This is a genomic window from Streptomyces sp. NPDC107581 (genome assembly GCF_055657175.1).
The window spans coordinates 570,333-594,961 of the sequence record NZ_JBVKBH010000005.1; the positions used below are offsets into that span (position 1 = coordinate 570,333).

Consider the following 24,629-nt stretch of genomic DNA (forward strand, 5'->3'; position numbering starts at 1 on the left):
GGACAGCGGGGTTCGTCATGAGCGCGCCACAAATGTCACAGGACGGCAACACGTCCCGGCCGCCGCGATCTTTCCCCGCCCTCCCCTCATCGAACCCGTCGACCTCACAGCACCAAGGCTCCGCAGGGAGCCCTGACGACGAAATCGGGGAAGACGATGAGCGGCATCTCACGCAGGCGTGTGCTGACGGCGGGGGCGGCGGCAGGCGCCCTCGGAGCCCTGTCCGCGTGCTCCTCCGGCAGCGGCCTGTCCGTCGGCGGGAAGGACCCCGCGGGCAAGGACACCGAGCAGGCCCGGCCGGCCAAGCCCATCGGCGACGGCTCCACCGCCGACACCGGCGCCCAGCCGCACCAGCCGACGCCGGCCCGGCTGAAGCCGGGCCAGAAGCCCCCGCAGTTCGTGGTGTTCTCCTGGGACGGCGCCGGCGAGCTGAGCAACAACCTGTTCTCCCGGTTCCGCAAGGTCGCGTCCGACCACGGCGCCAAGATGACCTTCTTCCTCAGCGGCATCTACACGCTGCCCGAGGCCAAGAAGAACCTCTACCGGCCGCCGCAGCACCCGGTCGGCGCGTCCGCGATCGGCTACCTCGCCGACCGGCACATCCACGCCACGCTCCAGCAGGTGCGGGCCGCCTGGCTGGAGGGGCACGAGATCGGCACCCACTTCAACGGCCACTTCTGCGGCGCGACCGGCGTACGCAACTGGTCGTCGGCCGAGTGGCGCAGCGAGATCGACCAGGCGGTCGACTTCGTCACGAAGTGGAAGACGAACACCGGTTTCACCGACCTCGAGCCCCTGCCGTTCGACTACCGCAAGGAGCTGATCGGCGGCCGCACCCCCTGTCTCGAGGGCCAGACGAACCTGCTGCCCACCGCGGCCGCGCTCGGCTGGAAGTACGACGCCAGTTCCCCCGGCGGACTGCAGATCTGGCCGGGCAAGGTGCAGGGCGGCCGGATCTGGGACTTCCCGCTGCAGTCCATACCGTTCTCCGGCCACGCCTTCCAGGTGCTGTCGATGGACTACAACATGATGTTCAACCAGTCCGGTGGCAACCCCCTGGGCGACCGCAACCAGTTCGCCGCCTGGCGCGCCCAGGCCCGGGACACCTACCTGGCCGGATTCCGGCGGGCGTACGAGACCAACCGCGCGCCCTTCTTCATCGGCAACCACTTCGAACGCTGGAACGGCGGCATATACATGGACGCCGTCGAGGAGGCGATCGGCCGGATAGCGGGCCATGACGACGTGCGGTTCGTGTCCTTCAAGCAGCTCGTGGCATGGCTGGAGGCGCAGGACCAGGCGGTGCTGCGCAAGCTGCGCACCCTCTCACCGGGTCAGGCCCCGGTCGGCGGGTGGGACGAGTTCCTGGGCGCTGCGGGCACCACGTCCTCGTAGCCTTGCGCGGCCGTCCGCCGGGTTCCGCCGGGTACGGTGCCACCACCGACCCGGCCGCCGCTCAGCGGCTCCACCGCCGCTCCGGCCGCCACTCAACGGCTCCACCGCCACTCTGGCCCCCACTCAACGGCTCCACCACCGACCCGGCCCCCACTCAACGGTTCTTCAGCCGACCCGGCCGCCGCTCAGCGGTGGTGGCGCCTGGTGCCGCCGCCGTAGCCACCGCCGCCGTATCCGCCGCCGTCCTGGTCGCAGTGGTACGCGTGGACCGTGCAGCGGTCGGGGCCGGCGGAGCCGTACGGTGCGGGGCCGGAGGCGGACGCTGTCGGGGTGGGCGCCGGTGACGAGGACGTCGAGGCCTTCGGGGCGACCTTCGTCGACGGGGACGCGAACGGGGCTGTGGCGGTGTCGGCGCCCCAGTTGACGAATTCCATCTGGAGGTCGGGCTTGGCGGTGTCGACGCCCCAGCGCTGCGCGGAGGTCGCGGTGCGGTTCTTGAGGACGAGGGCGCCGGAGCCGTCGGTCGCGGCCGGGGTCAGTGCCAGGTCCTGGTCCGAGCGGGGGACGAGGGCGCCCTGGAGGGTGAAGTCGTAGCGGATGTCCCTGGCGGCCTTCCCGGTGGCCGTGCAGGGGGCCAGCCGGACCGAGTAGCCGAGGTGGGAGTCCAGGCACAGGTCCGGAGCGGAGGAGTTGCGCAGCAGTCCGTCGGTCTCGTACGTCCACTGCTGGCTCGCCACCGAGGAACAGGCGGCGAGTTCGGTCTCCGCGCCTTCGACGGCCTTCTTGCCGACGACGCCCACGCACAGGCCCGAGGCGAGATTGTGCAGCCGGCCGTGCAGCGCGCCCTGAGCCTTCCCGTTCGCCGCGGCCCAGGACGGCTGCGGTGTAGCGGAGTCCTTGCCGGGCGCCCGGGAGGCCTTGCCGCCAGGGGCCGGGGCGTGGTCGTGGTCCGTCCCGAGGACCGACCACAGCACCAGCGGCAGGACGACCAGGCCGGTGACGGTGGCGACGGCCAGGGTCAGGTTGCGGCGGCGGGCACGGCGGGCGGCCCGGTGCGCGGAACGGCGGGAGGAGCCGGGCGCGGTGGGGGTGGCGGAGGTCCGGGGGGCCGGCGCCGGTGCCGGTGCCGTGGGGGTGAAGGCCTCGCCGCCCGGGGGCGCGGCGGGCATCGGTGCGGGCGCCGGGGCGGCGCTCTCCTCGGTACGGGCCGCCCGGGAATCCAGGTAGGCGCGGGCGCCCCAGCCGAGGACCGCCTCGGCGAGCGCGAGGCCGAGTCCCGCGTTGAACTGTGCCAGCTGATCGGCGGTCTGCGAGCAGTGCCGGCAGCCGGCCAGGTGCTGGTCGAGGTCCGGGTCGATGTCGACGCCCCGGCGCCGGAAGGTCACGTCGAGCATGCGCAGATAGCGCTGGCACTCGTCCTCGGGGGCGAGTTCGCGGTGGGCCTGGAGGCACTCCTCACGCAGCCGTTCCCGGGCGCGGCGCAGTTCGATCCGGGTCTCCTCCTCGTCCAGGCCCAGCAGCGCGGCGAAGCCGGCGAGGGGCTCGGCCTCGGCCTCGGCGTGCCACAGCACGGCGCGGGAGGACTGGGGCAGCCGCTGGAACGCCCGGGACAGCAACCGTCGGCCGGAGGGCGGCAGCAGCCGGGCCGCCGCGCGTTCCCCGGTGGCGGGGTCCGGCCGCAGGGCGGGGGCCAGCAGCTCCTGACGGCCGTCGCCGTCCCACTCGGCCGCGATCCGGCGGACGGTGACCAGCAGGTGCGGCCGCCATGCGGCGGACGGGCCTCCCTGCCTGAGGGACTCGCCGAACAGCCGGGTGAAGGCGGCGGTGGTGAGCATGCCGGCGGCGCGTGGCCCGTCGGTGCACAGCCGCGCATAGGCGAACGCCGCTTCCCAGTGCCGGTCCAGGAGTTCGCCGACCGGATGGAGGGCGGGTGTCGATCCCGTCCACTTCTTCAGTTCGGCACTCAGTTGCGCGTCCGAGACATCGAACCGGGGGGCGGTGGGAACGGAATCCGACGAGCCTGCGTCATGCACGGCTGCATTCCTCCAGACACATCACGAGAATTGGTCCATACCAAAGGGTATAGGCCGGGATTCGGCCTCTCGGACGTACGCCTGGACAGCTCTTTTGAAGCGTGGGGGCGTCCGCGGGAGACCTGGCGCATGCAGCGGAAATGTAATTGCCCGCACGCCGACAGCGCACACTTTTGCACAGGCGGGCAGGACGGAACAAGACGTCCCTCAATCCTGAACATTGCATGTGGCGGGCGTTGTTTTTGACTTCTTGTCAATGACGGCCAATGCCGGTGTATTAAGGCCGTTCACCCGCCCGATATGCGCCCGTCGGAACGCTGCCGCGGAGCGAGGGTGCCGGTCCGTGCGGCGCGGAGTTCACGCCGCACGGACCGGCACCGGGCCGTCAGTGGCCGCTGATCGCGCGCGAGGTGTAAGGCTCCTCCAGCTGCTCGATCTCCTTGTCGCTCAACTGGAGTTCCACCGCTGCCACCGCGTCCTCGAGGTGCCCGGGCCGGCCGGCGCCGACGATCGGAGCGGCCACCGTGTCCTGGTGCAGCAGCCAGGCGAGGGCGACCTGGGCGCGCGGGATGCCGCGGTCGCCGGCGATGCGGGTGACGGCCTCGACGATGGAGCGGTCGCTCTCCAGGTAGAGGCGGCTGCCGAAGTCGTCATGGGCGCTTCGCTCGGTGACGGTGCCCCAGTCGCGGGTGAGCCGGCCGCGGGCGAGCGGGCTCCACGGCAGCACGCTCACGCCCTGGTCCGCGCAGAGCGGCAGCATCTCCCGCTCCTCCTCGCGGTAGAGCAGGTTGTAGTGGTTCTGCATGGAGACGAACTTGGTCCAGCCGTGCCGCTCGGCCGTGTACTGGGCCTTGGAGAACTCCCAGGCGTACATCGAACTCGCCCCGATGTAGCGCACCTTGCCCGCCTTGACCAGGTCGTGCAGCGCCTCCATCGTCTCCTCGACGGGGGTGGCGTGGTCGTAGCGGTGGATCTGGTAGAGGTCCACGTAGTCGGTGCCGAGGCGGCGCAGGCTGTGGTCGATCTCGGACAGGATGGCCTTGCGGGACAGTCCGGCCCCGTTCGGGCCCGGCCGCATCCGGCCGTGCACCTTGGTGGCGAGCACGATCTCGTCGCGGTCGGCGAAGTCGCGCAGGGCCTTGCCGACGATCTCCTCGCTGCTGCCGTCGGAGTAGACGTTGGCGGTGTCGAAGAAGTTGATGCCCGCCTCCAGCGCCTGCCGGACGAGCGGACGGGACGCCTCCTCGTCGAGCGTCCACTCGTGCTTTCCGCGGTCGGGCAGGCCGTAGGTCATACAGCCCAGACAGATCCGCGACACGTCCAGGCCCGTCGAACCGAGCTTCACGTACTGCATCGTTGCTGCTCCTGCCTTCAGGGGCGATGGTCTCTTCGGAGCGTACGGGTTGCCCGGAGGCCGACTTGACTGCGGATCGGGCGGACGCTTGGATCCTGAGACGTGCCGCGCCGGCCCGGCGGGCACCCAGAGGTGCGCCCAGCCGGTGTCGGACCCACGGTCCCAGCCCGGCCCCAGTCGCCAGGACGGCCCCGCCGGTCCGAGGCGGGGCCGTACCCGCGATTGATGGAGCGGACGTGCCCACCGAGGGTGTTTCCCGCGTCTCAGGTCCCGGGACGAGCGTCGGCGCGATGCTGTTCGCTTTGGCCGTCGCCGCGTCGGCGCTGACGGGCTGCGATACCGCCGGCACCGGCGCAAAGACGTCACCGAAGCCCGCCGCGGTTCGCCTGCCGCCGCGCCATGCCGGTTTCGACTACCAGATCGGCGGCTCCTATCCCCCGCCCGCCGGTGTCCGGATCGTCAGCCGCGACCGGTCCGACGCCCCGGCACCCGGGCTCTACAACATCTGCTACGTCAACGCCTTCCAGGCTCAGCCCGAGGAGCGCTCCTCCTGGCCCGCCGACCTGTTGCTGCGGGACGCCGACGGCAGGACCGTCATCGACGAGGACTGGAACGAACCGCTGCTCGACCTGCGCACCCCGGCCAAACGCGAGCGCGTGGCGGAGCGGGTCAACCGGTGGATCGACGGCTGCGCGAAGAAGGGTTACGACGCCGTCGAGCCCGACAACTACGACAGCTACACCCGCTCCCGGCACCTGCTCGACGCCGCCGACGCGACCGCCTTCATGCGGCTGCTGTCCCGGCACGCGCATGCCCGGCACCTGGCCATCGGGCAGAAGAACACCGCGGAGCTGGCCGGGCAGCGGAAGGCGGCCGGGCTGGATTTCGCGGTCGCGGAGGAGTGCGGGCAGTACGACGAATGCGGGGTGTACGCCAAGGCGTTCGACGACCGGGTGGTGGACATCGAGTACACCGACAGCGGCCTGCGCAAGGCGCTCGCGCACTGGGGCGCCCGGCTGAGCATCGTCCGCCGGGACGTGCACGTCTCCACGCCGGGCAGCGCGCAGTACGTCCGCAAGGTGCGCTGACGCCTGCCCGGCGCCTCAGGGCCGCTCCAGCAGCTCCAGGGCCCGCTCCCAGGGGAACTCCGGCCGCACGCCGTCCGCGTCGGGCAGGCCGGAGTACGGCTCGCCGAAGCGGACGCCCATCCCGCGCAGCCGGACCAGGCTGTCCCGGTACGCGGGGTGGGCGGCGAGCGCGTCGGCCACGCAGGGCAGCACGGCGATCGGGACGCCCAGTCCGGCGGCCTCGCACAGGGTGCCGACGGCCAGGGTGTCGGCCAGGCCGGCGGCCCACTTGTTGACGGTGTTGAAGGTGGCGGGTGCCACCACCACGGCGTCCGGCGGCGGGAACGGGCGCGGGTCGGCCGGGGAGCGCCAGGCCGACCGTACGGGGCGGCCCGTGCGCGCCTCGACGGCGGCGGTGTCGAAGAACCCGTTCATCGCGACCGGAGTGGCGATCACGCCGACCTCCCAGCCCCGCTCCCGGGCGGCGTCGATCAGCGTGGTGACCTGGGCGGCGATCCCGGCCGCGCAGACGACGACGTAGAGGAAGGGCTTCCCGGCGTGTTCGGTCATCCGGGCACCCTACTGACGCGGCGGCGGCCGGGACGAGGGGCGGGGGTCAGCCGCCGGCGTCCGTCACCGTGATCGCGCTCACCGGGCAGGCGCGGGCCGCCTCCCGGACCATCGGGTCTCCCGCCCCGTCCTCACGGCCCGGGATCAGCATGCTGAAGCCGTCGTCGTCCTGGGTGAACACGCCCGGCGCGGTCAGCGCGCACTGACCCGCGCCGATGCAGACGTCCTTGTCGATCTCGATGTGCATGGCCTGAGCCTCTTACCAGGTCACGGGGAGTTCCAGCATCCCCTGGATCGTGTCTCCGGGCTTGAAGGGGATCTCCTCGGCGGGGGCGGCCAGCCGCAGACCGGGCAGGCGCTCGATCAGGGCGCCGAGGGCGATCTCCAGTTCCGCGCGGGCCAGGTTCTGCCCCAGGCACTGGTGGATGCCGAAGCCGAACGCCACGTGGTGGCGGGCCGAGCGGTGGAAGTCCAGGCTGTCGGGGGCGTCGTACCGGGCGGAGTCGCGGTTGATGACCGAGGTCGCGAAGAGCACGCCGTCGCCGGTCCGGATGGTGGTGCCCTCGACCTCGATGTCCTCCGTCGCCACCCGCAGCAGGCCCTCCGCGATGGACAGCATCCGCATCAGCTCCTCGACCGCGGCGGGCAGCAGCGCGGGATCGGCACGCAGCTCGGCCAGCCGCTCGGGGTGCTGCAGCAGCGTGTAGGTGCCCAGGGAGATCATGTTGGAGGTCGTCTCATGGCCCGCGACCAGCAGGATGAGGGCGAGTGAGATCACGTCGGCCCGGTCCAGCGCACCCTCGCGGAGCTGGTGGTGGACCAGCTCGTCCAGGATCCCGTCCTCGGGCCCGGACTGCCGGGCCTTGCGGTCGATCAGACCGCCGACGTAGGCCTCCAGCTGGTCGCGGGCGTCCTGGCTGTCGGCGGCCGCCGGACCGCGCAGCAGCCTGCGGGACTGCTCCTCGAAGAACGCGTGGTCGGCGTACGGCACGCCGAGCAGACCGCAGATCACCATGGAGGGCACGGGCAGGGCGAAGGCGGAGACCAGCTCGGCCGGCGGGCCCTGCTCGATCATCGCGTCCAGCAGCCCGTCGACGGTCTCCTGGATCGTGGGCCGCAGTTCGCTCGCGCGTCTGACGGTGAAGGACGGCACCAGCATCCGCCGCTGGGTCTGGTGCAGCGGATTGTCGACGCCGAGCAGGGCCACCCGGCGGTCACGGACGCCGGCGAAGCGGGCGGTGGGCTCGGGAAAGCCGGGGCGGGTCCGGTCGCTGGACAGGCGGGCGTCGGCGAGCAGCGCGCGGGCGGCGCTGTGGCTGGTGACCAGCCACACCTCGCGGCCGTCGAAGAGGGTGGCGCGGGACAGGGCCCGCCCCTGGCGCAGGGGGGCGTATCCGGTGGGCGGGTGGTAGGGGCAGGTGCGGTCCTGGGGAAAGGCGACGGGTTCGGCCGAGGCGGCCGGTCCGGTGATGTCCGTCAGTTCCGTCATGGAAAGACCTCGCAGACGAAAGAAGTGCGTCGTACCGATCTTCATTAGATGCCCCAGGCATCTATGAGGTCACGACAAGTTCGGCCAGATCGGTGAAGGGCGCGATCTGGCCGAGGAGTGTGGCCGCCAGGGGCGAGAACGCGCCGAAATCCGGTTGCCGGCGCACCGGCGGCGGCCCCAGGATCTGCCCATGCTGTGTACCCGTACCATTCTGCCGCCGACCTCCGCCGCTGTCCTTCGGGTGCGGGGCCGACAGCAGTCCGGCCGTCGTGGCAGGCCCGGCTCCGCACGCCCGTGACGGCCGCGCTGCTGGCGGGGCTGCTCGCCGGCTACGGCATCGCCGTGCCCGTCGGCGCGGTCGGGACCTATCTGGTCTCCCTGAGCGCCCGCACCTCGCTGCGCACCGGCGCCTGCGCCGCGCTCGGCGTCGCCTCGGCCGACGGCCTCTACGCGCTGCTCGCCGCGGCGGGCGGCTCCGCCCTGGCGGCGGCGCTGCGGCCGCTGCTCGGCCCGCTGCGCTGGATCTCGGCGCTGGTCCTCGCCGCACTCGCGGTGCGGGGCGCGCTGCTCGCCCTCGGCCAGTACCGCGCCCAGCGGCTCCCCACCCGGCCCGAGCGGCCGGTTCCCGGCGCCTCACGCGCGTATCTCGGCCTTCTCGGCATCACCCTGCTCAATCCCGTGACGGTGGTCTACTTCGCGGCCCTGGTCCTCGGCACCAGCACCGCCGAGGCCGTACGGCCGCTGGAGCGGGCCGCCTTCGTCCTGGCGGCCTTCGCCGCCTCCGCGAGCTGGCAGCTGCTGCTCGCGAGCGGCGGCGCGCTGCTGGGCCGGGCCCTGACGGGCCACCGCGGACGGCTGGCGACCGCGCTGCTCTCCAGCGGCGTGATGCTGGCGCTGGCGGTGCGGATGACCGCGTCGGCCGCCTGACCGTTGACGGGTCGGGTCATGCGCGGGGCAATCACCCGTGCGGGCGAACTGGACCGCGGTACGGATGATGGGGGCGGCCACCGGTGTTGAAGGTGGGCGCAAGCCAGTCGTTGGACCGACGAAGGGTACGGATCCATGCCACTTGAGGGCGAGTACGAGCCCAGCCCGACGCAGTGGGTGCGCGAGCAGGTCGAGCTGTACGAGAGCTCGGGCGGAACACAGGGCACGACGCTGATGGACACGGGGATGCCGGTCATCGTCCTGACCACTCTGGGCGCCCGGAGCGGGAAGATCCGCAAGACGCCGCTGATGCGGGTGGAGCACGGGGGGCGGTACGCGGTGGTCGCCTCGCAGGGCGGTGCGCCCCAGCATCCCGTCTGGTACTTCAACCTGAAGTCCGAGCCCCGCGCGGAGCTGCAGGACGGGCCGGTCAAGCAGGAGATGAGGGCCCGTGAGGTCTCCGGTGCGGAGAAGGACGAGTGGTGGGAGCGGGCCGTGGCCGCCTATCCGCCCTACGCCGACTACCAGAAGAAGACCGACCGGCAGATCCCCGTGTTCGTTCTGGAGCCCGCCGGCGACAGCTGATTTCGGCCCAGGAACGAAGCGTTTTGGAAAAATCTGCGTCCGGCGCGCATGAACGCGCTTCCGGACGGGCACCCGTGCGTCAGGCCCCGCCGCGTTCCCCCGTCGCGGCGGGGCTCTCCCGTGCCTCGCCCGCTGGGCGGTCGGTCACATCGAGGAAGATCGGGCCGGCGACCGGAAACGTCCTGGCCAGGGACCGCTTGATGCGGACGGCGACCTCCTCGACCCGCTCGCTGTCCAGGCCCGGCATCAGGTCGATGCGCGCGGCCACCAGGGTGGAGTCCAGGCCCGTCTTCATCGTGAACAGCGCCTCCACGCTGTCGATCTCCGGCTGGGCCTCGAGCAGCGACCGGATCCTGCCGCTCAGCTCCGGGTCGGCGGCCTCGCCGATGAGGCGGTCGCGGGCGTCGCGGCCCAGCCGGTAGGCGACGTACACCAGCAGGCAGCCGATCGCCAGCGAGGCGGAGGCCTCCCACACGACCTGCCCGGTCACCAGGTGCAGGGCCATGCCGGCGAGGGCGAGCATCACGCCGAGCACCGCCGTGCCGTCCTCGGCGATCACGGTGCGCAGGGCCGGGTCCTCCAGCCCGGCGAGGTTCTGGCCCTGGCGGCGCACCTGGTGCAGCGCCCGGGCCAGCGAGCTGCCCTCGGCGATGAGCGCCACGGCCAGCACGATCATGCCCGCGACATAGCCGCCGAGCTTCTCCTCGGTACCGTTGCGCAGGGCCTCGAAGCCCTGGAAGAACGAGAAGCAGCCGCCCATCACGAAGATGCCGACGGCCGCGAGGAGCGACCAGAAGAAGCGTTCCTTGCCGTAGCCGAAGGGGTGCCGCCGGTCGGCGGGGCGGCGGCTGCGGCGCAGCGCGGCCAGCAGGAAGACCTCGTTGAGGCTGTCGGCGACCGAGTGCGCGGCCTCCGACAGCAGGGCGGGCGAGCCCGCGAAGACACCGCCGACGGCCTTGGCGACGGCGATCACCAGATTCGCGGCGAGCGCCACGAGGACGGTGACCCGGGTGTGTCGGTCCGCTGCGGTCGGCTTCCGTTCCGGGGATGTCTCGCTCATCTCACGCCGACTGCCCCTGCCGGGGCGGATCACACCGCGCCACCGGGAGGAACTCGGCGACCCGCCGTTCGGGGCGGGACACCGTGCCACCGGTGCCCCGGGCGAGCGGGCGGCGCCCGTGCGACCACCCGGCACGACGGCGTCCCGGGGAGACGCGAGGGCGTCCTCGTGTCGCACGAGGGTCGCGAAGGCGTCCTCGTGTCGCACAAAGGTGTCGGCACGGACGCCTCGGCGGCCCGGCGGTGGATCAGCCCTGCTTGGGCGCCCTGGGCGGGACCAGGCGCAGGGTGAAGGAGTGGCCGGCCGGGTCGGCGTAACCGCGCTCCTCGTACGGCCCCGCCGCGTCCCTGGTCTCGATCGGGCGGCCGCCGAGTCCGACGATGCGGCGCTCGGCCGCGTCCAGGTCCTCGACCCGGAAGTCCAGATGGGCCTGGTAGGAGTTCTCCGGGCGCGGCCAGCTGGGCGGGGTCGCGTTGACGTCGCGGCGGAAGGCGAGCCGGACTCCGTCGGCGCCCCGGATCTCCACCAGGTTGGCGGACACGTCCGTGCGCTCGCCCTCCAGCAACTGCACGTAGAACTCGGCGAGTTTCTCGGGCTCCGAGCAGTCGAGCAGCACGACGCCCGCTTTCACCAGTGCCATGTTTCCTCCCGGGGATGTCCTTGTCCCTGCGGATATCCCCGTTCGCCGGAATCAGTCGGTGACCAGCCACGCCCCGTCGCGCATCAGCTCCCGGCCCGCCAGCTCGTTCGCCTCTCGCCAGGCCTGGACACGGCGCGGGAGGACGGTGAAGTACAGGTACCGGGTGGTGAGTCGGCGCGGGTCGAAGCCGGTCTTGCCGGCGAAGATCTCGGCGTCCTCCTCGGGCAGGTCCTCGGGTGTCACGGCCCGGACCACGCCCTCGATCATGACGACGTCCCTGGTCGGACCGATGCCGAGCCGTGCCGTACCGGTGGCCAGGAGGTTGCGGCCGGTGGGGCTCGCGGCCGGGGTGGCGATCAGCAGGGCGGCGCCGTCCCAGACGAACGACAGGGGGACGAGGTGGGGCGCGCCCCCGTCCTCGTCCGCGGTGGCGACCCAGGCGTCGACGTCGTGCTCCAGGCGGTGGAGGGTGTCCTTCTTGCGCTGCTCGGCGGTGCGGGCGGGCGGCGGGGTCATGGGCGTACGGCCTCCTCGGGACGGGCTGTGTGCGCAGGACGTGCGGACGCCGTCCAGTGTGACCGTCAGCCGTCCGTCCCGGCACGGATGTGATCAAGGCGTGTCTGCGCGGCCGTCAGGAGCAGGTCCAGGGCGGCCGGGTAGGAACTGCGCCGCATGGAGGCGACCAGATGGCGGGCGGTGGCCGCGATGTGCGGGTGGGTTCCGGCGGGCAGGCGGCCGTAGGTGTCCCGCCACACCTCGGCCTCGGCCTCGCGGGCGGGCCTGGGCAGGGCGGTGCCTGCGGAGTCCAGGGCGCCGAAGGCGAGGGCCTGGTCGACGAAGGCGTGGTAGATCCGCACCGCCTCTGGGTCCGGGAAGCCGGCCCCGCGCAGCACGCCGAGGATCTTCTCGACCGCCTGGATCTCGTGGGTGCGCCCGGTGACGCGGTGGGCGCTGAGCATCGCGGCCCGGGGGTGGGCGAGGGCGTCCGCGTGCATGCGCAGGCCCAGCTCGCGCAGGTCGGCGCGCCAGTCGCCGGTGGGCCGCCAGCTGCGCTGGGTGCGTCCGATCAGCTCGTCGGCGATGGCCAGCATCAGGTCGTCGGTGTGCCGGAAGTACCGGTACAGGGAGCTGGGGTCGGCGCCGAGGGCGCGGCCGAGGCGGCGCACGGAGAGGGCGTCGGCGCCGTGCTCCTCGATCAGCCGGAGCGCGGTCCGGACGATCAGCTCCTCGGAGAGCACGACGCCCTGTTTGGTGGGGCGCCTGCGCCGCCGGTCGGCGGGCGGGACGACGCGTTCGCTCATGAGAGTCCTCCCCGGGGTGTGCCCGGCACCTTATGACAACACCGTTGACCTGTGAAGTGCACGGGCTGTTTCATCTGCGGTCACCGGGGCCGACCGGGCCCTGCGGTGCGAGCGGAGAGCCGGCATGAGCGAGACCCCCTTCGGAGTGGATCCCCCCGTGCAGCCCGAGCTGCGCAAGTCCCTGACCGTGCTGGACGGCGTCGCCGTCGCCGCGTCCAGCACGGCCGCGACCACCAGCATCGGCATCGGTCTCGGCGTGACCGCGGGCGTGGTCGGTCTGCATCTGCCGGCCATCATGCTGCTGGCGTTCCTGCCCGTGCTCGGCATCGCCGGGGCCTATTCCCGGCTGAATCGGGTGGAGCCGAACGCGGGCAACGGCTATGTGTGGGTCGGCCGTTCGCTCAGTCCCTGGCTGGGTTTCATGGTCGGCTGGGTCAACTTCGTGGCGAGCATCGCCTTCCTCGCCTACACCACGGCGGTCACCGGCTCGGCGATGCTGCAGCTTGCCGGGCGGGCGGGCCTGCACCGGGCCGGTTCGCTCACCCTGGATCCGGACTCCACCGCGCAGACCACGGCGGTGGGCATCCTCGTGCTCGTCGCGGTGACCCTCACGGCCGTGACCGGCGTCCGTACCGCGGCCCGGCTGCAGACGTGGCTGCTCGTCTTCGAGTACGCCGTGCTGCTCGGGTTCTGCGGGTACGGCATCGTCGCCGGACCGCACCCCTTCCGGCTGTCCTGGTTCGACCCGTTCGCGATCCCCTCGGCGACCGCTCTGGCGCAGGGGATGCTGCTGTCGGTGTTCTGCTACTGGGGCTTCGAGGCCGCCTTCACCGTGAACGAGGAGGTGCGCGATCCGCGGGACGCCTCCCGGGCCGGGCTGATCACCCTGGTGACGATGCTCGGGCTGTTCCTGCTGGGCTCGGTCGCCTTCCAACGAGTGCTGTCCGAGGGCGAGTTGGCGGGGCACGGCGCGCAGGGGCTGGCGTACTTCGGTGACCGCCTGGCCGCCCAGCCGCTGGCCGCGCTGCCCCTGGTGGCGCTGATGTTCTCGGCGGTGGCCTCGCTGCAGGCCGGGGTCATCCCGACGGCCCGGGGCATGTTCGCGATGAGCCGGGACCGTACCCTCGGGCCGGTGTGGTCCAGGGTCAGTTCCCGGTACGGGACGCCGGCCGCCGGGACACTGCTGGTCGGGGCCCTGGCCACGGCGGTCGCGGTGCTCGCCCTGGTGATCCCGCGCCTGGCGGACATGATCAACGCGACGGTGAACGCCGTCGGCATCGTCGTCGCCCTGTCGTACGCGCTGACCGCGCTCGCGGCCGCCGTGCGCTTCCGCTCGCTGCTGCGGCAGGACTGGCGGCAGGGGATGCGGGCGGTGGTGCTGCCCACGCTGAGCGCCCTGGCCCTGCTGGCCCTCGGCGGCTACCTCTGCTGGTCCTTCTACGACTCCGCCGACCACTTCGAGGTCAGCGCGGACAACGGCTGGTTCCTGCTGCTCATGCCGGTGGCGATGATCGTGTCCGGGTTCGTGGTGGCGGCCTGGGCCAGGTGGGTGCGCAGATCACCGTACTTCCGCACCGGCGAGGGCACCGACGCCGACTCCCGGCAACTCCTCACCCCCTCCCACTGATCTTCTGATCTTCCGTTCTTCCAGGAAAGGCATCATGCACGCTGATCTGCTCTTCACCGGCGGCCCCGTCCTCACTCCCGGGGGCCGTACGGCGACCGCCGTGGCCGTCACCGGGGACCGCATCACCGCCGTCGGGCACGGCGAACTGCGCGAGCTGGCCGGGCCGCGCACGGAGGTGGTCGACCTGGCCGGGCGGCTGCTGCTGCCGGGCTTCCAGGACGCGCACGTCCATCCGGTGCCCGCCGGACTCGAACTGACCCAGTGCGACCTGTCCGGGACCACGACCGCCGAGGACACCGTGGCCGCGGTCCGCGCCTACGCCGACGCCCACCCCGAGCGGGAGTGGATCCTCGGCGGCGGCTGGTCGATGGAGGCCTTCGAGGGCGGCATACCGGCCAAGGAGCTGCTGGACGCGGTCGTCCCGGACCGGCCGGTCTACCTGCCCAACCGCGACCACCACGGCGCCTGGGTCAACAGCCGCGCGCTGGAGCTGGCCGGTATCGGCCGGGACACCCCGGACCCGGCCGACGGCCGGATCGAGCGGGACGCCTCGGGCGCGCCGAGCGGCACCCTGCAGGAGGGTGCGATGCAACTGGTGGGACGGCTCGCGCCGCCCGCCACGGCGGCCGACCGGCTGGCCGCGCTGCTGCACGCCCAGCGGCATCTGCACGCGCTCGGCATCACCGCCTGGCAGGACGCGCTGGTCGGCGACTTCCTCGGCATGGACGATGCGGCCGAGGCGTATCTGACGGCGGCCCGGGACGGCTCGCTCACGGCGCGCGTGGTCGGCGCGCTGTGGTGGGACCGGGAGCGCGGGGCCGAGCAGATACCCGAACTCGTGGAGAAGCGGGCCGCGCTGGGCCACGGCCGGTTCCGCCCGGGCACCGTGAAGCTGATGCTGGACGGGGTGGCCGAGAACCACACGGCCGCGCTGCTCGACCCGTACCTGGACCGGTGCGGCTGCGCCACCGCCAACCGCGGCAAGAGCTTCATCGACCCTGGCCGGCTTCCCGCGTACGTGACCGAGCTGGACGCGCTCGGCTTCCAGTGCCACTTCCACGCGCTGGGCGACCGGGCCGTACGGGACGCGCTGGACGCGATCGAGGCGGCCCGCGCCGCCAACGGACCGAGCGACACCCGGCCGCACCTGGCGCACCTCCAGGTGGTGCACCCCGACGACGTGCGGCGCTTCGCCCGGCTCGGCGCCACCGCCAACATCCAGCCGCTGTGGGCCGCGCACGAGCCCCAGATGGACGAGCTGACGATCCCGTTCCTCGGGCCCGAACGGGCCGCGTGGCAGTACCCGTTCGGTGCGCTGCTGCGCTCCGGGGCGCGGCTCGCGGCGGGCAGCGACTGGCCGGTGAGCAGCCCCGATCCGCTCCAGGGCATCCATGTCGCGGTCAACCGCGTCGAACCGGGCGGCGGCGGGCCGGTGTTCCTGCCCGAGGAGCGGCTGGGCCTCGCGGACGCGCTCGCCGCGTACACGGCCGGGTCGGCGTACGTGAACCACCTGGACGACACCGGCCGGGTGGCCGCCGGGGCGCTCGCCGATCTGGTGGTGCTGGACCGCGATCCGTTCGCCGGGCCGGCCCCGGCGATCGCGGAGACCCGGGTCGCGCTCACCTATGTGGGCGGCGAGCGGGTGTACGCGGCCGCCGACGCCTGAGCCGGGTGTTGTGGGCGGTGCACAAACCCCGCCCCGACAACTGTCGTCGAGTGATGAGCCCGCGTGGGTTACCCGCGGGTATCGTCACCGGCGTGCCGAAGAGAGCCGCAGCGGTGGGCATGGACACGGGCGGCCCGTTCAAGGCGTTGCCGCCGGGTCTGCCCGACCGCCTCAGACCGTATGTCCCCGAGATCACCGAGGAGGTCTTCCGTGCGATCCGGACCGGGATCCCGGAGTACGCACGCCCGATGGACGAGACGTACATGCAGGCCGTGCACCGGGGCGTGGACCACGCACTGCGCGGGCTGCTGGAACGGATGGCCCAGCCGGACACCGACTGGGAGCCGGTGCGGGCGACCTACCAGCGCATAGGCCGCGGGGAGGCCGAGGAAGGGCGCAGCCTCGACTCGTTCCAGTCCGCGCTCAGGCTCGGCGCCCGGGTGACCTGGCGCCGGGTCAACGCGCTGGTGGACGACGGTCTGTTGCCCCGGCACGTGCTGGGTGCCTTCGGCGAGGTGCTGTTCCTGCACCTGGACGAGATGGCGGCGGCGGCGACCGCGGCCTACACCGAGGCCCGGCTGCACGCGGCCGGCGAACTCCAGCAGCGGCGGGCCCGGTTGGTGGATCTGCTGACCGCCGATCCCCCGGCCTCGGCGGGCGCCATCGTCGATCTGGCGCATGCCGCGCGCTGGACGGTGCCGCGGGCCGTCGCGGTGGTGGCCGTGGACCCCGGGCCCGGGGCGGGGCCGATCGTCCCGCCGGAGTTCCTCACCCGGTTCGACGTCCAGCCCGCGCTGCTGGTGGTGCCCGATCCGGAGGGTCCGGGCCGGGCCCGGGCGGTGGCCGGGGCACTGCAGGGGCTGCGCGCCGCGATGGGGCCGACCGTGGCCCTGGACGAGGGGGCGAGGTCGCTGCGCTGGGCGACGGAGGCGCTGGGCCTCGTGCGGCGGGGTGTCCTGCCCGGCACGGACGCGGCGGGCGCCGTGGTGCGCTGCCAGGACCACCTGTCCACCCTTCTGCTGCTGCGCGACGACGCGTTGCTGGAGGCGATGGCCGAGCGCCGGCTGCGCCCGCTGGAGCAGGTGCGCCGGCCGCAGCGGGAGCGGCTGGCGGAGACCCTGCTGAGCTGGCTCCGTTCCGGCCGCGGGGTCGCGGAGGTGGCCGCGCGGCTCGCGGTGCACCCGCAGACGGTCCGCTACCGGATGCGGCAGCTGGACGAGCTGTTCGGCGAGCTGCTGCACGATCCGGCGGCCCGCTTCGAGATGCAGCTCGCGTTACGGGCGCAGCAGCTGCGCAGGGGTGCGGCGGTCGACGAGGGAACCCCCGAGTGACTTCTTGGACAGATGTCCAGCTATGCTGGGCACCTGTCCAAGAAGATGAGGGGTCGGCTGGTCATGGAGATGGTGGCGAACGTACTGGTCGGTCTGGTGGCCGCCCTGCACGTGTACATCCTGGTGCTGGAGATGTTCCTGTGGCAGAAGAAGCCGGGGCGGGGGCTGCACGGGTTCGACCCGGAGACGGCCCGGGCGACCGCGCCGCTCGCCGCCAACCAGGGCCTGTACAACGGGTTCCTGGCGGCGGGCCTGGTGTGGGGACTGGCCGCGGCCGACCCGACCGGGTTCCGGGTGCAGGTGTTCTTCCTGTCCTGCGTCGTGGTGGCGGGCGTGTTCGGCGGCCTCACGGCCAACCGGCGCATCCTCTTCGCCCAGGCGCTGCCCGGCGCGCTCGCCCTGGCCGCCGTGCTCGCCGCGTCATGACCCGGGCACCCCAGGAGGACCCGCGGGCCGCCCGCACCCGTGCGCGGCTGCGGGCGGCCCTGCTCGAGGAGTGCGCCCTGCACCCCCTGGAGGAGGTGGGCGTGGCCGCGCTGGTGCGCCGGGCCGAGGTGGGCCGGGCCACGTTCTATGTGCACTACGACGGGCTCGAGGCGCTGGCGGTCGACGCGTGCGCGGACGTCGTACGGCAGGCGGTGGACGCGCTGCACGCCTGGCGGGGACGGCCCGATCCGGTCGCCTCCCCGCCGGCCCTGCGGGAGTTCTTCGCGGGCCTCGCCCCGCACGCGGCCCTGTACCGGTCGCTGCTCGCGCCCGGCGGGGGCGGGCCGCTCGGCCGGGTCCTGCACCGGGACCTCAGGGCCCGCAGTCTGGCCGAGCGGGAGCTGGCGGGCGCGGCGGACGCCCCGCTGGTCGCCTCGGCGGTGGCGGCGACGTTCGCGGGCGTCCTCGCGGACTGGCTGCACGGGCTGCTGGAGGCCACGCCGGAGGAAGCGGCCGACCAGGTGTGGCAGTTGCTCGTCGCACTGCACCGGAGCCGGTGACCGGCCGGCCGAGGATCAGCGGGCCTGAGCCGGTGACCTGCCGGCCGAGGATCAGCAGGCCTGAGCCGGTGACCTGCCGGCCGAGGATCAGCGGGCCTGCTGGAACGTCCGCCGGTACGCCTGCGGGGACACCCCGATCGACGCGTGCAGATGCTGGCGCAGCGAGGCGCCGGTGGCGAAGCCGACCTCGGCGGCGATGCGGTCCACCGTCAGGTCGCTGGACTCCAGCAGGTGCCGGGCACGGACGACGCGCTGCTGGATCAGCCAGCGGCCGGGGCTGAGACCGACCTCGTCGTTGAAGCGGCGGGCGAAGGTGCGCAGGCTCATCCGGGCGTGCCCGGCGAGGTCGGAGAGGGTGAGCGGCTCGTCCAGGCGCTCCAGGGCCCAGGCTCGGGTGGCGGCGGTGCTAGCGGCGCCGCTGTCCGGGACCGGCTGCTCGATGTACTGGGCCTGGCCGCCGTCCCGGAACGGGGGCACAACGCAACGGCGGGCGACGGCATTGGCCAGCTCGCTGCCGTGGTCGGTGCGGACGAGGTGCAGGCAGATGTCGACACCGGAGGCGGCCCCGGCCGAGGTGAGGATCCGTCCGTCGTCCACGAAGAGCACGTCCGGGTCCAGGTCCACCTGCGGGTAGCGGTCGCGGAACTGGTCGGCCACCTGCCAGTGGGTGGTGGCCCGGCGGCCGTCGAGGAGTCCGGCCTCGGCGAGGACGAAGGCGGCGGTGCAGATGGAGACGATCCGCGCGTCCGGGCGGATGCGGGCGAGGGCGGCGGCGACCTCGTCGGGCAGGCCGACGGGGATGTGGGCGGGCGGCATGGAGGTGACGACCACCGTGTCGGCGCTCTCCAGGATCTCGGGGCCGTACTCCACGGTGATGCCGAAGTCGGCGTCGGTGCGTACCGGACCGCCGTCGACGGTGCAGGTCAGCACCTCGTAGTGGCCGTCGGCCGCGCCGAGGATCCGGCTGGGGATGCCCAGCTCGAAGGGGTAGACGCCGTCGAGGGCCAGGACGACCACTCGCTCCGGACTCGTTGTGCCACGCATGGCACGATTCTATCGAAGGTTGGCAATCATGCCATTTCCCGGGCGGGCGGCACCCGGCAGGCTGGGTGACCATGAGCAATGTGAACACCATGCGCGCCATCAGCCAGGACGTCCTCGGCGGTCCCGAGGTTCTGAAGGAAGTACAGGTGGAGCGGCCGACGCCGCGCCCCAACGAGGTGCTGGTCCGAGTGCGGGCCGCCGGGGTCAACCCGACCGACTGGAAGCACCGGGCGACCGGCGGGTTCCTGGGCGAACCGCCGTTCGTCCTCGGCTGGGATCTCTCCGGCGAGGTCGCGGAGACCGGGATCGGCGTGGCCGCCTTCCGGCCCGGTGACGAGGTCTTCGGGATGGTCCCCTACCCCTTCGGTCACGGCACGCACGCCGAGTACGTGATCGTCCCGGTCCGTGCCCTGGTGCCGAAGCCGGCCTCGATCGACCACGTCCACGCGGCCGCGCTGCCGCTGGTGTCGCTGACCGCCTGGCAGGCGCTGACAGAGCATGCGGGCCTGCAGTCCGGGCAGCGGGTGCTGGTCCATGCGGCGGCCGGCGGGGTCGGGCATGTGGCGGTGCAGATCGCCAAGGCTCTGGGCGCGTACGTGATCGGCACGGCGAGCGCGGGCAAGCACGACTTCCTGCGGGAGATCGGCGCGGACGAGGCGATCGACTACCGGTCCACGGACTTCACCGAGGCGGTGCGGGACGTCGACGTGGTGCTGGACACGCTGGGCGGTGAGACGTCCGTGCAGTCGCTGCGCGTGCTGCGCCCGGGCGGCGTCGTGGTGTCGATCCTGCCGGTCGGGTCCCAGGACTTCCACGACGAGGCCGAGCGGCTCGGCGTACGGGCGGTGCGGATGCTGGTGGACGCCGACCGCGCGGGGATGCGGGCGGTCGCGGACCTGGCCGAGCAGGGCAGGCTGGTCCCCACGATCGCGGGGACCTTCCCGCTGTCCGACGCCGCCAAGGCCCATGAGCTGGGCGACACCGGCCGCACGACGGGCAAGCTGGTGCTGCTGGCCGACTGACTCCGGCAGGCGCCGCGGCGCCGCTCCTCCCACGGCCCCGGAGCCACCCGACCGAAACTCGAAGACATATGTCAATCGAACATGCTCAAATTCTGTCTATCGAGGGTAACTTGACGGTCGGGAAGGTGTTTCCGGGCGCGCGTGGGAGGTGGTGCCGTCGTGCAGCAGGAGCCCCCGCCGCTCACCCGGCATCTGCGCATACGCGAACACCGCGGGCACACGGTGCTGGAGTTCCGCGGTGAGATCGACATCGCGGCGGCCACGGAGATCGCTCCCGCGCTGGACCGGGCCACCGACCGGCCCGGCGCGCAGATCGTGATCGACCTGCGGCCCGTCGAGTTCTTCGACTGCTCGGGGCTGCGGCTGCTGTACCGGGCCCGCAGCCGGGTGCTGGAGCGGGGCGGGCGGCTGCACCTGGTGTGCACCCACCCGCTGACGCTGCGCGTCTTCCGGGTCACCGGCCTGTCCCGGCTGCTGCCGCCGCAGCCGTCGCTGGATGCGGCCCTGGCACGGCCCGAGGCCGCGTCCGGGCGGCCGTCGGCTACGTGAGGATCCTGGTGACCTGGCCGGCGCCCACCGTCCGTCCGCCCTCGCGGATGGCGAACTTCAGGCCCTCCTCCATGGCGATCGGCTGGATCAGCCGGACGTGCAGGGTGGTGTTGTCGCCCGGCATCACCATGTCGGTGCCGGGCGGCAGGGTGACGACGCCCGTCACGTCGGTGGTGCGGAAGTAGAACTGGGGGCGGTAGTTCTCGAAGAACGGGGTGTGCCGGCCGCCCTCGTCCCTGGAGAGGATGTACGCGCGCGCCTCGAACTCCGTGTGCGGAGTGACCGACCCGGACTTGATGACGACCTGCCCGCGCTCGACCTCCTCGCGCCTGACCCCGCGCAGCAGCAGGCCGACGTTCTCGCCGGCGCGGCCCTCGTCGAGCAGCTTGCGGAACATCTCGATGCCGGTGACCGTGGTCCGGGTCTTCTTCTCGTGGATGCCGATGATCTCGACCTCGCTGTTGACCCTGAGGGTGCCGCGTTCGATCCGGCCGGTGACGACCGTGCCGCGGCCGGTGATGGTGAAGACGTCCTCGACGGGCATGAGGAACGGCCTGTCCACGTCCCGCTCCGGCTGCGGCACGAACCGGTCGACGGCGTCGAGGAGTTCGAGCACCGACCGGGTCCACCGCGGGTCCCCCTCCAGGGCCCGCAGCGCGGAGACCCTGACCACCGGGACGTCGTCGCCGGGGAACTCGTACTCGGTGAGCAGTTCGCGCACCTCCAGCTCCACCAGTTCCAGGATCTCCTCGTCGTCCACCATGTCCGTCTTGTTGAGCGCGACGACGATGTAGGGCACGCCCACCTGGCGGGCCAGCAGCACGTGCTCCTTGGTCTGCGGCATCGGCCCGTCGGTGCCGGCCACGACGAGGATGGCGCCGTCCATCTGGGCGGCACCGGTGATCATGTTCTTGATGTAGTCGGCGTGGCCGGGGCAGTCGACGTGGGCGTAGTGCCGGTGCTCGGTCTGGTACTCGACATGGGCGATGGAGATGGTGATGCCCCGCTGGCGCTCCTCGGGGGCCTTGTCGATCTGGTCGAACGGGGTGAACGGGTTGAGCTGCGGATACTTGTCGTGCAGCACCTTGGTGATGGCCGCCGTCAGGGTGGTCTTGCCGTGGTCGATATGACCGATCGTGCCGATGTTCACATGCGGTTTGGTGCGCTCGAACTTCGCCTTCGCCACTGCGCCCTCCAGGTGGATGGGTGCCGCCGGGTGCCGCGCCACTCCTTCCTTCCTGTCTAGGCACTTCTGGGTTCGTCGAACAGGGCGCTCACGGACTCACCGTTGTGAATGCGTCGCACGGCCTCGGCGAGGGCCGGCGCGATGGACAGGACCCGCAGCTTGTCGACGTGCCCGTCCACGGGCACCGGCACGGTGTTGGTGCACACGATCTCCAGCACGTCGGGCTGCTCGCTCAGCCGCTTGAGCGCACCGGCCGCGAACAGACCGTGCGTGCACGCCACCCGGATCGAGCGCGGGCCCGACTCCCGCAGCTTCTCCAGGAGTTCGAGCACGGTGCTGCCCTTGGCGATCTCGTCGTCCAGGACGATCACGTCCCGGCCGGTGACGTCGCCGATGACGGAGCTGATGCTGACCCGGTCGTCCGCGAACCGCTGCTTGGCACCGGCCGCCACCTGCGCGTCGATCAGCCGGGCGAAGGCGGCGGCCTCCTTGGCGTTGCCGAGGTCCGGGGAGACGACCGTGGTGCGCGACAGGTCGTACCGCCGGAAGTGCGCGGCCAGTTCGCGCAGGGCGTGCAGGTGGTCCACCGGCACCGAGAAGAACCCGTGGACCTGCGGGGCATGCAGGGTCATGGCCAGAACCCGGCTCGCGCCCGCCGCCACCATCAGATCGGCGACCAGCCGGCCGCCGAGGGAGATGCGGGGCGCGTCCTTCTTGTCGGAGCGGGCGTAGGAGTAGTGCGGCATGACCACGGTGATCCGGGCCGCGGAGGCGCCCCGGGCCGCGTCGCACATCAGCAGCAGTTCCACCAGGTGCTCCTGCACCGGCCTGACCAAGGGCTGGATCAGGAAGACGTCCCGCTCCCGGCAGTTGGCCTGGAGCTGCACCTCCAGACAGTCGTTGGCGAACCGGCTGACCCGGGTGGGGCTGAGCGGCACACCGAGGTGGGCGCAGACCTCCTGGGCCAGTTCGGGGTGGGCACTGCCACTGAAGACGGCGATGTCTCGCACGATCCGCTCCTCGCATGATCAGCACGGGCTGCGCCGGTCATGCTACTGGCGGTGCACCGCTCACCAGGGCACCGGTGTGCCGTCCCAGGAGAAGAACCCGCCGGTCGGACCGTCGTCCGGCAGCAGGGCGAGTCGTACGGCCCCTTCGGCGGCCTCCGCCGGGTCGCCGTCCGAGGCCGCGGCCCGCGGGTTCAGGTCGGTGGCCCGCAGCCCGGGGGCGAGCGCGTTCACCTTGAAGCCCTCCCCGTCGAGCGTCAGGGCGTACAGGACGGTGAGGGCGTTGAGTGCGGCCTTCGAGGAACGGTAGGCGGCGGCCCCGCCGCTGCCCGGGGTGAACTGCGGGTTGGGTCCGGTGCTCCAGGCCAGGGAGCCGGTGCCGCTGGAGACGTTGACGATGCGGGGCCGGTCGCAGCGGCGCAGCGCGGGCAGGAAGGCGTTGGTGACCGCGAGGACACCGAAGACGTTCGTCTCGTACGTCCGCCGGAACTCCTCCACCGTGGACGCGGCGGGCTCGTCCGCGGTGAGCGAGATGCCCGCGTTGTTGACCAGGACGTCCAGGCGGCCGACCCGGGCCGCGGCCCGTGCGAGGCCCTGCGCGTCGGTGACGTCGAGGACCAGCGGGCGGGCGGCAGGGCCGATCTCCGCCGCCGCCCGCTCCCCGCGCCCCGCGTCACGGGAGCCGGCGTACACGGTGAAGCCCGCGGCGGCCAGCAGCCTGGCGATGTGCTTGCCGATCCCCTTGTTGGCACCGGTCACGAGTGCTGTGCGATCGTTCATGACAGCTACGGTTCCCTGGCCCGGGCCGCCCTGCCAGGGACAACCTGTACCAGGCACCGGGCAGGCCGAGGAGGAGCGACATGGCGAGGCAGGAACTGGCCCGCTTCCTGCGGGAGCGCCGGGCGGCCCTGCGCCCGCACGAGGTGGGCCTGCCGGACGTCACCCCGCGCCGCACGCCGGGCCTGCGCCGCGAGGAGGTCGCGGAGCTGGCCCACATGTCGGCCGACTACTACACACGTCTGGAGCAGGCCCGGGGTCCGCGGCCCTCGCCGCGCATCCTGGACGCGCTGGCGGCGGCCCTGCTGCTCGCCCCGGCCGAGCGCGCCCATCTGTTCCGGCTGGCCGGCTCCGCCGCGGAGCCCGGCTTCCACCCGGTACGACGGGTGCGCCCGCACGTGGCGCGGATGCTGGAGCGGCTGCCCGGCACGGCGGCGATCGTCACCGACGCCGCCTACGGGCTGGTCGCCTGGAACCCGGCCGCCCGGCTGCTGCTCGGTGACGACCTGGGGCGGCAGACGACCAACCTGGCCAGGCGGCGCTTCCTGGGCGAGGGCAGGATGTACGAGACGTCCAGTGCGCAGGAGTTCGGGCACATCGTGGTGGCGCGGCTGCGCCGGGCCGCCGAGCGCTACCCGCACGACGCACAACTCGCCTCGCTGCTCGGGGACTTGAGGGCCCGCAGCGAGGAGTTCCAGGAGATCTGGCGGACCCACCCGGTGCATGCGCCCGGGCACCGCACCAAGGTCCTCGACCATCCGGAGCTGGGCCGGCTGCGGCTGAACTGCGATGTGCTGCTGGTGCCGGAGGACGACCAGGAGGTGGTCCTGATGACGGCCGACCCCGGCTCTCCGTCCGCCCGGGCCCTGGAGTCGCTCGCCGCCCCGGCCCGGATCACCGGAGGAAGCGCGTGACGGCCGACCGCTGGACGCCGGGCCGCTCGGTGTCGGTCACGGTGGAACCCGGCGCGGTGCCCCCTCCGCCACCTTCCTTCCCCACTGGGCCGTTACGCC

The 24,629-nt window shown here is 72.7% G+C and carries 25 protein-coding genes; 12 read left to right on the top strand and 13 right to left on the bottom strand.

Annotated elements, in window-relative coordinates; genetic code table 11:
- Positions 1-156 precede the first annotated feature (156 nt).
- Positions 157-1,395: a polysaccharide deacetylase family protein gene (locus ACZ7P3_RS15810; RefSeq protein ID WP_472081818.1), complete on the top strand. Its 1,239-nt coding sequence runs from the start codon at positions 157-159 to the stop codon at positions 1,393-1,395.
- 185 nt (positions 1,396-1,580) lie between these two features.
- Here ACZ7P3_RS15810 and ACZ7P3_RS15815 read toward each other — a convergent pair whose 3' ends face one another.
- Together ACZ7P3_RS15815 and ACZ7P3_RS15820 are read right to left on the bottom strand one after the other, a co-directional pair.
- The gene (locus ACZ7P3_RS15815; RefSeq protein WP_472081819.1) at positions 1,581-3,428 is read right to left on the bottom strand and encodes an RICIN domain-containing protein; all 1,848 of its coding nucleotides are present in this window, start codon (positions 3,426-3,428) and stop codon (positions 1,581-1,583) included.
- A 385-nt stretch (positions 3,429-3,813) separates the two neighbouring features.
- The gene (locus ACZ7P3_RS15820) at positions 3,814-4,782 is read right to left on the bottom strand and encodes an aldo/keto reductase (protein ID WP_472081821.1); all 969 of its coding nucleotides are present in this window, start codon (positions 4,780-4,782) and stop codon (positions 3,814-3,816) included.
- Between the two features lie 290 nt (positions 4,783-5,072).
- Between ACZ7P3_RS15820 and ACZ7P3_RS15825 the strand changes: the two genes are divergently transcribed.
- A complete protein-coding gene (locus ACZ7P3_RS15825) occupies positions 5,073-5,870 on the top strand; it encodes an endo alpha-1,4 polygalactosaminidase (RefSeq protein ID WP_472081823.1) in 798 nt (265 codons plus the stop codon).
- Between the two features lie 15 nt (positions 5,871-5,885).
- Here the strand turns inward: ACZ7P3_RS15825 and ACZ7P3_RS15830 are convergent, their stop codons facing one another.
- Genes ACZ7P3_RS15830 through ACZ7P3_RS15840 form a run of 3 tightly spaced genes read right to left on the bottom strand, consistent with a single transcriptional unit; the run spans position 5,886 to position 7,908 of the window.
- Positions 5,886-6,419: a flavoprotein gene (locus ACZ7P3_RS15830; protein ID WP_472081825.1), complete on the bottom strand. Its 534-nt coding sequence runs from the start codon at positions 6,417-6,419 to the stop codon at positions 5,886-5,888.
- Between the two features lie 46 nt (positions 6,420-6,465).
- The gene (locus ACZ7P3_RS15835) at positions 6,466-6,666 is read right to left on the bottom strand and encodes a ferredoxin (RefSeq protein WP_472081827.1); all 201 of its coding nucleotides are present in this window, start codon (positions 6,664-6,666) and stop codon (positions 6,466-6,468) included.
- Positions 6,667-6,678: 12 nt separating this feature from the next.
- Positions 6,679-7,908, bottom strand: a complete 1,230-nt coding sequence (locus ACZ7P3_RS15840) for a cytochrome P450 (RefSeq protein ID WP_472081829.1) — start codon at positions 7,906-7,908, stop codon at positions 6,679-6,681.
- A gap of 294 nt (positions 7,909-8,202) precedes the next feature.
- Between ACZ7P3_RS15840 and ACZ7P3_RS15845 the strand changes: the two genes are divergently transcribed.
- Both ACZ7P3_RS15845 and ACZ7P3_RS15850 read left to right on the top strand, forming a co-directional pair.
- A complete protein-coding gene (locus tag ACZ7P3_RS15845; RefSeq protein ID WP_472081831.1) occupies positions 8,203-8,835 on the top strand; it encodes a LysE family transporter in 633 nt (210 codons plus the stop codon).
- A gap of 135 nt (positions 8,836-8,970) precedes the next feature.
- A complete protein-coding gene (locus ACZ7P3_RS15850) occupies positions 8,971-9,420 on the top strand; it encodes a nitroreductase family deazaflavin-dependent oxidoreductase (RefSeq protein WP_472081833.1) in 450 nt (149 codons plus the stop codon).
- A gap of 79 nt (positions 9,421-9,499) precedes the next feature.
- Here ACZ7P3_RS15850 and ACZ7P3_RS15855 read toward each other — a convergent pair whose 3' ends face one another.
- The 4 genes from ACZ7P3_RS15855 to ACZ7P3_RS15870 all read right to left on the bottom strand — a co-directional run bounded on the left by ACZ7P3_RS15855 (position 9,500) and on the right by ACZ7P3_RS15870 (position 12,421).
- Complete coding sequence (locus ACZ7P3_RS15855) at positions 9,500-10,480, bottom strand: cation diffusion facilitator family transporter (protein ID WP_472081835.1); 981 nt, start codon at positions 10,478-10,480, stop codon at positions 9,500-9,502.
- A 247-nt stretch (positions 10,481-10,727) separates the two neighbouring features.
- On the bottom strand, positions 10,728-11,120 hold the full coding sequence (locus tag ACZ7P3_RS15860) for a VOC family protein (RefSeq protein WP_472081837.1): 393 nt from the start codon (positions 11,118-11,120) through the stop codon (positions 10,728-10,730).
- Positions 11,121-11,171: 51 nt separating this feature from the next.
- Complete coding sequence (locus ACZ7P3_RS15865; RefSeq protein ID WP_472081839.1) at positions 11,172-11,636, bottom strand: pyridoxamine 5'-phosphate oxidase family protein; 465 nt, start codon at positions 11,634-11,636, stop codon at positions 11,172-11,174.
- 65 nt (positions 11,637-11,701) lie between these two features.
- A complete protein-coding gene (locus tag ACZ7P3_RS15870) occupies positions 11,702-12,421 on the bottom strand; it encodes a TetR/AcrR family transcriptional regulator (RefSeq protein ID WP_472081841.1) in 720 nt (239 codons plus the stop codon).
- Positions 12,422-12,545: 124 nt separating this feature from the next.
- Between ACZ7P3_RS15870 and ACZ7P3_RS15875 the strand changes: the two genes are divergently transcribed.
- The 5 genes from ACZ7P3_RS15875 to ACZ7P3_RS15895 all read left to right on the top strand — a co-directional run bounded on the left by ACZ7P3_RS15875 (position 12,546) and on the right by ACZ7P3_RS15895 (position 18,031).
- Positions 12,546-14,048 carry an APC family permease gene (locus ACZ7P3_RS15875; RefSeq protein WP_472081843.1) on the top strand — a complete coding sequence of 501 codons (1,503 nt, stop codon included), beginning with the start codon at positions 12,546-12,548 and terminating at the stop codon, positions 14,046-14,048.
- A 34-nt stretch (positions 14,049-14,082) separates the two neighbouring features.
- A complete protein-coding gene (locus ACZ7P3_RS15880; protein WP_472081845.1) occupies positions 14,083-15,714 on the top strand; it encodes an amidohydrolase in 1,632 nt (543 codons plus the stop codon).
- A gap of 92 nt (positions 15,715-15,806) precedes the next feature.
- Complete coding sequence (locus ACZ7P3_RS15885) at positions 15,807-17,045, top strand: PucR-like N-terminal domain-containing protein (protein WP_472081847.1); 1,239 nt, start codon at positions 15,807-15,809, stop codon at positions 17,043-17,045.
- Between the two features lie 63 nt (positions 17,046-17,108).
- Positions 17,109-17,471, top strand: a complete 363-nt coding sequence (locus tag ACZ7P3_RS15890; protein WP_472081997.1) for a DUF1304 domain-containing protein — start codon at positions 17,109-17,111, stop codon at positions 17,469-17,471.
- Complete coding sequence (locus tag ACZ7P3_RS15895) at positions 17,468-18,031, top strand: TetR/AcrR family transcriptional regulator (RefSeq protein ID WP_472081848.1); 564 nt, start codon at positions 17,468-17,470, stop codon at positions 18,029-18,031. The genes ACZ7P3_RS15890 and ACZ7P3_RS15895 overlap by 4 nt, the downstream gene beginning before the upstream one ends.
- An 87-nt stretch (positions 18,032-18,118) precedes the next feature.
- Here ACZ7P3_RS15895 and ACZ7P3_RS15900 read toward each other — a convergent pair whose 3' ends face one another.
- Positions 18,119-19,075 (bottom strand): GlxA family transcriptional regulator, encoded by a 957-nt coding sequence (locus tag ACZ7P3_RS15900; protein WP_472081850.1) that lies wholly within the window; start codon positions 19,073-19,075, stop codon positions 18,119-18,121.
- 71 nt (positions 19,076-19,146) lie between these two features.
- Between ACZ7P3_RS15900 and ACZ7P3_RS15905 the strand changes: the two genes are divergently transcribed.
- Positions 19,147-20,097, top strand: a complete 951-nt coding sequence (locus ACZ7P3_RS15905; RefSeq protein ID WP_472081852.1) for an NADP-dependent oxidoreductase — start codon at positions 19,147-19,149, stop codon at positions 20,095-20,097.
- Between the two features lie 159 nt (positions 20,098-20,256).
- Positions 20,257-20,646, top strand: coding sequence for an anti-sigma factor antagonist (locus tag ACZ7P3_RS15910; protein ID WP_472081854.1), 390 nt, complete (start codon positions 20,257-20,259; stop codon positions 20,644-20,646).
- On the opposite strand, the gene tuf is transcribed toward ACZ7P3_RS15910, so the two are convergent.
- From tuf to ACZ7P3_RS15925, 3 genes are read right to left on the bottom strand one after another with little or no spacing between them, the layout of a single operon-like run.
- On the bottom strand, positions 20,639-21,832 hold the full coding sequence (gene tuf / locus ACZ7P3_RS15915; RefSeq protein WP_472081999.1) for an elongation factor Tu: 1,194 nt from the start codon (positions 21,830-21,832) through the stop codon (positions 20,639-20,641). The two genes, ACZ7P3_RS15910 and tuf, sit on opposite strands and share 8 nt — an antisense overlap.
- A 56-nt stretch (positions 21,833-21,888) precedes the next feature.
- Complete coding sequence (locus ACZ7P3_RS15920) at positions 21,889-22,842, bottom strand: ribose-phosphate diphosphokinase (RefSeq protein ID WP_472081856.1); 954 nt, start codon at positions 22,840-22,842, stop codon at positions 21,889-21,891.
- Positions 22,843-22,902: 60 nt separating this feature from the next.
- Positions 22,903-23,619, bottom strand: a complete 717-nt coding sequence (locus ACZ7P3_RS15925; RefSeq protein WP_472081858.1) for an SDR family oxidoreductase — start codon at positions 23,617-23,619, stop codon at positions 22,903-22,905.
- Between the two features lie 80 nt (positions 23,620-23,699).
- Here ACZ7P3_RS15925 and ACZ7P3_RS15930 point away from each other — a divergent pair, with 80 nt between their 5' ends.
- Positions 23,700-24,530, top strand: coding sequence for a helix-turn-helix transcriptional regulator (locus tag ACZ7P3_RS15930; protein WP_472081860.1), 831 nt, complete (start codon positions 23,700-23,702; stop codon positions 24,528-24,530).
- Positions 24,531-24,629 lie beyond the last annotated feature (99 nt).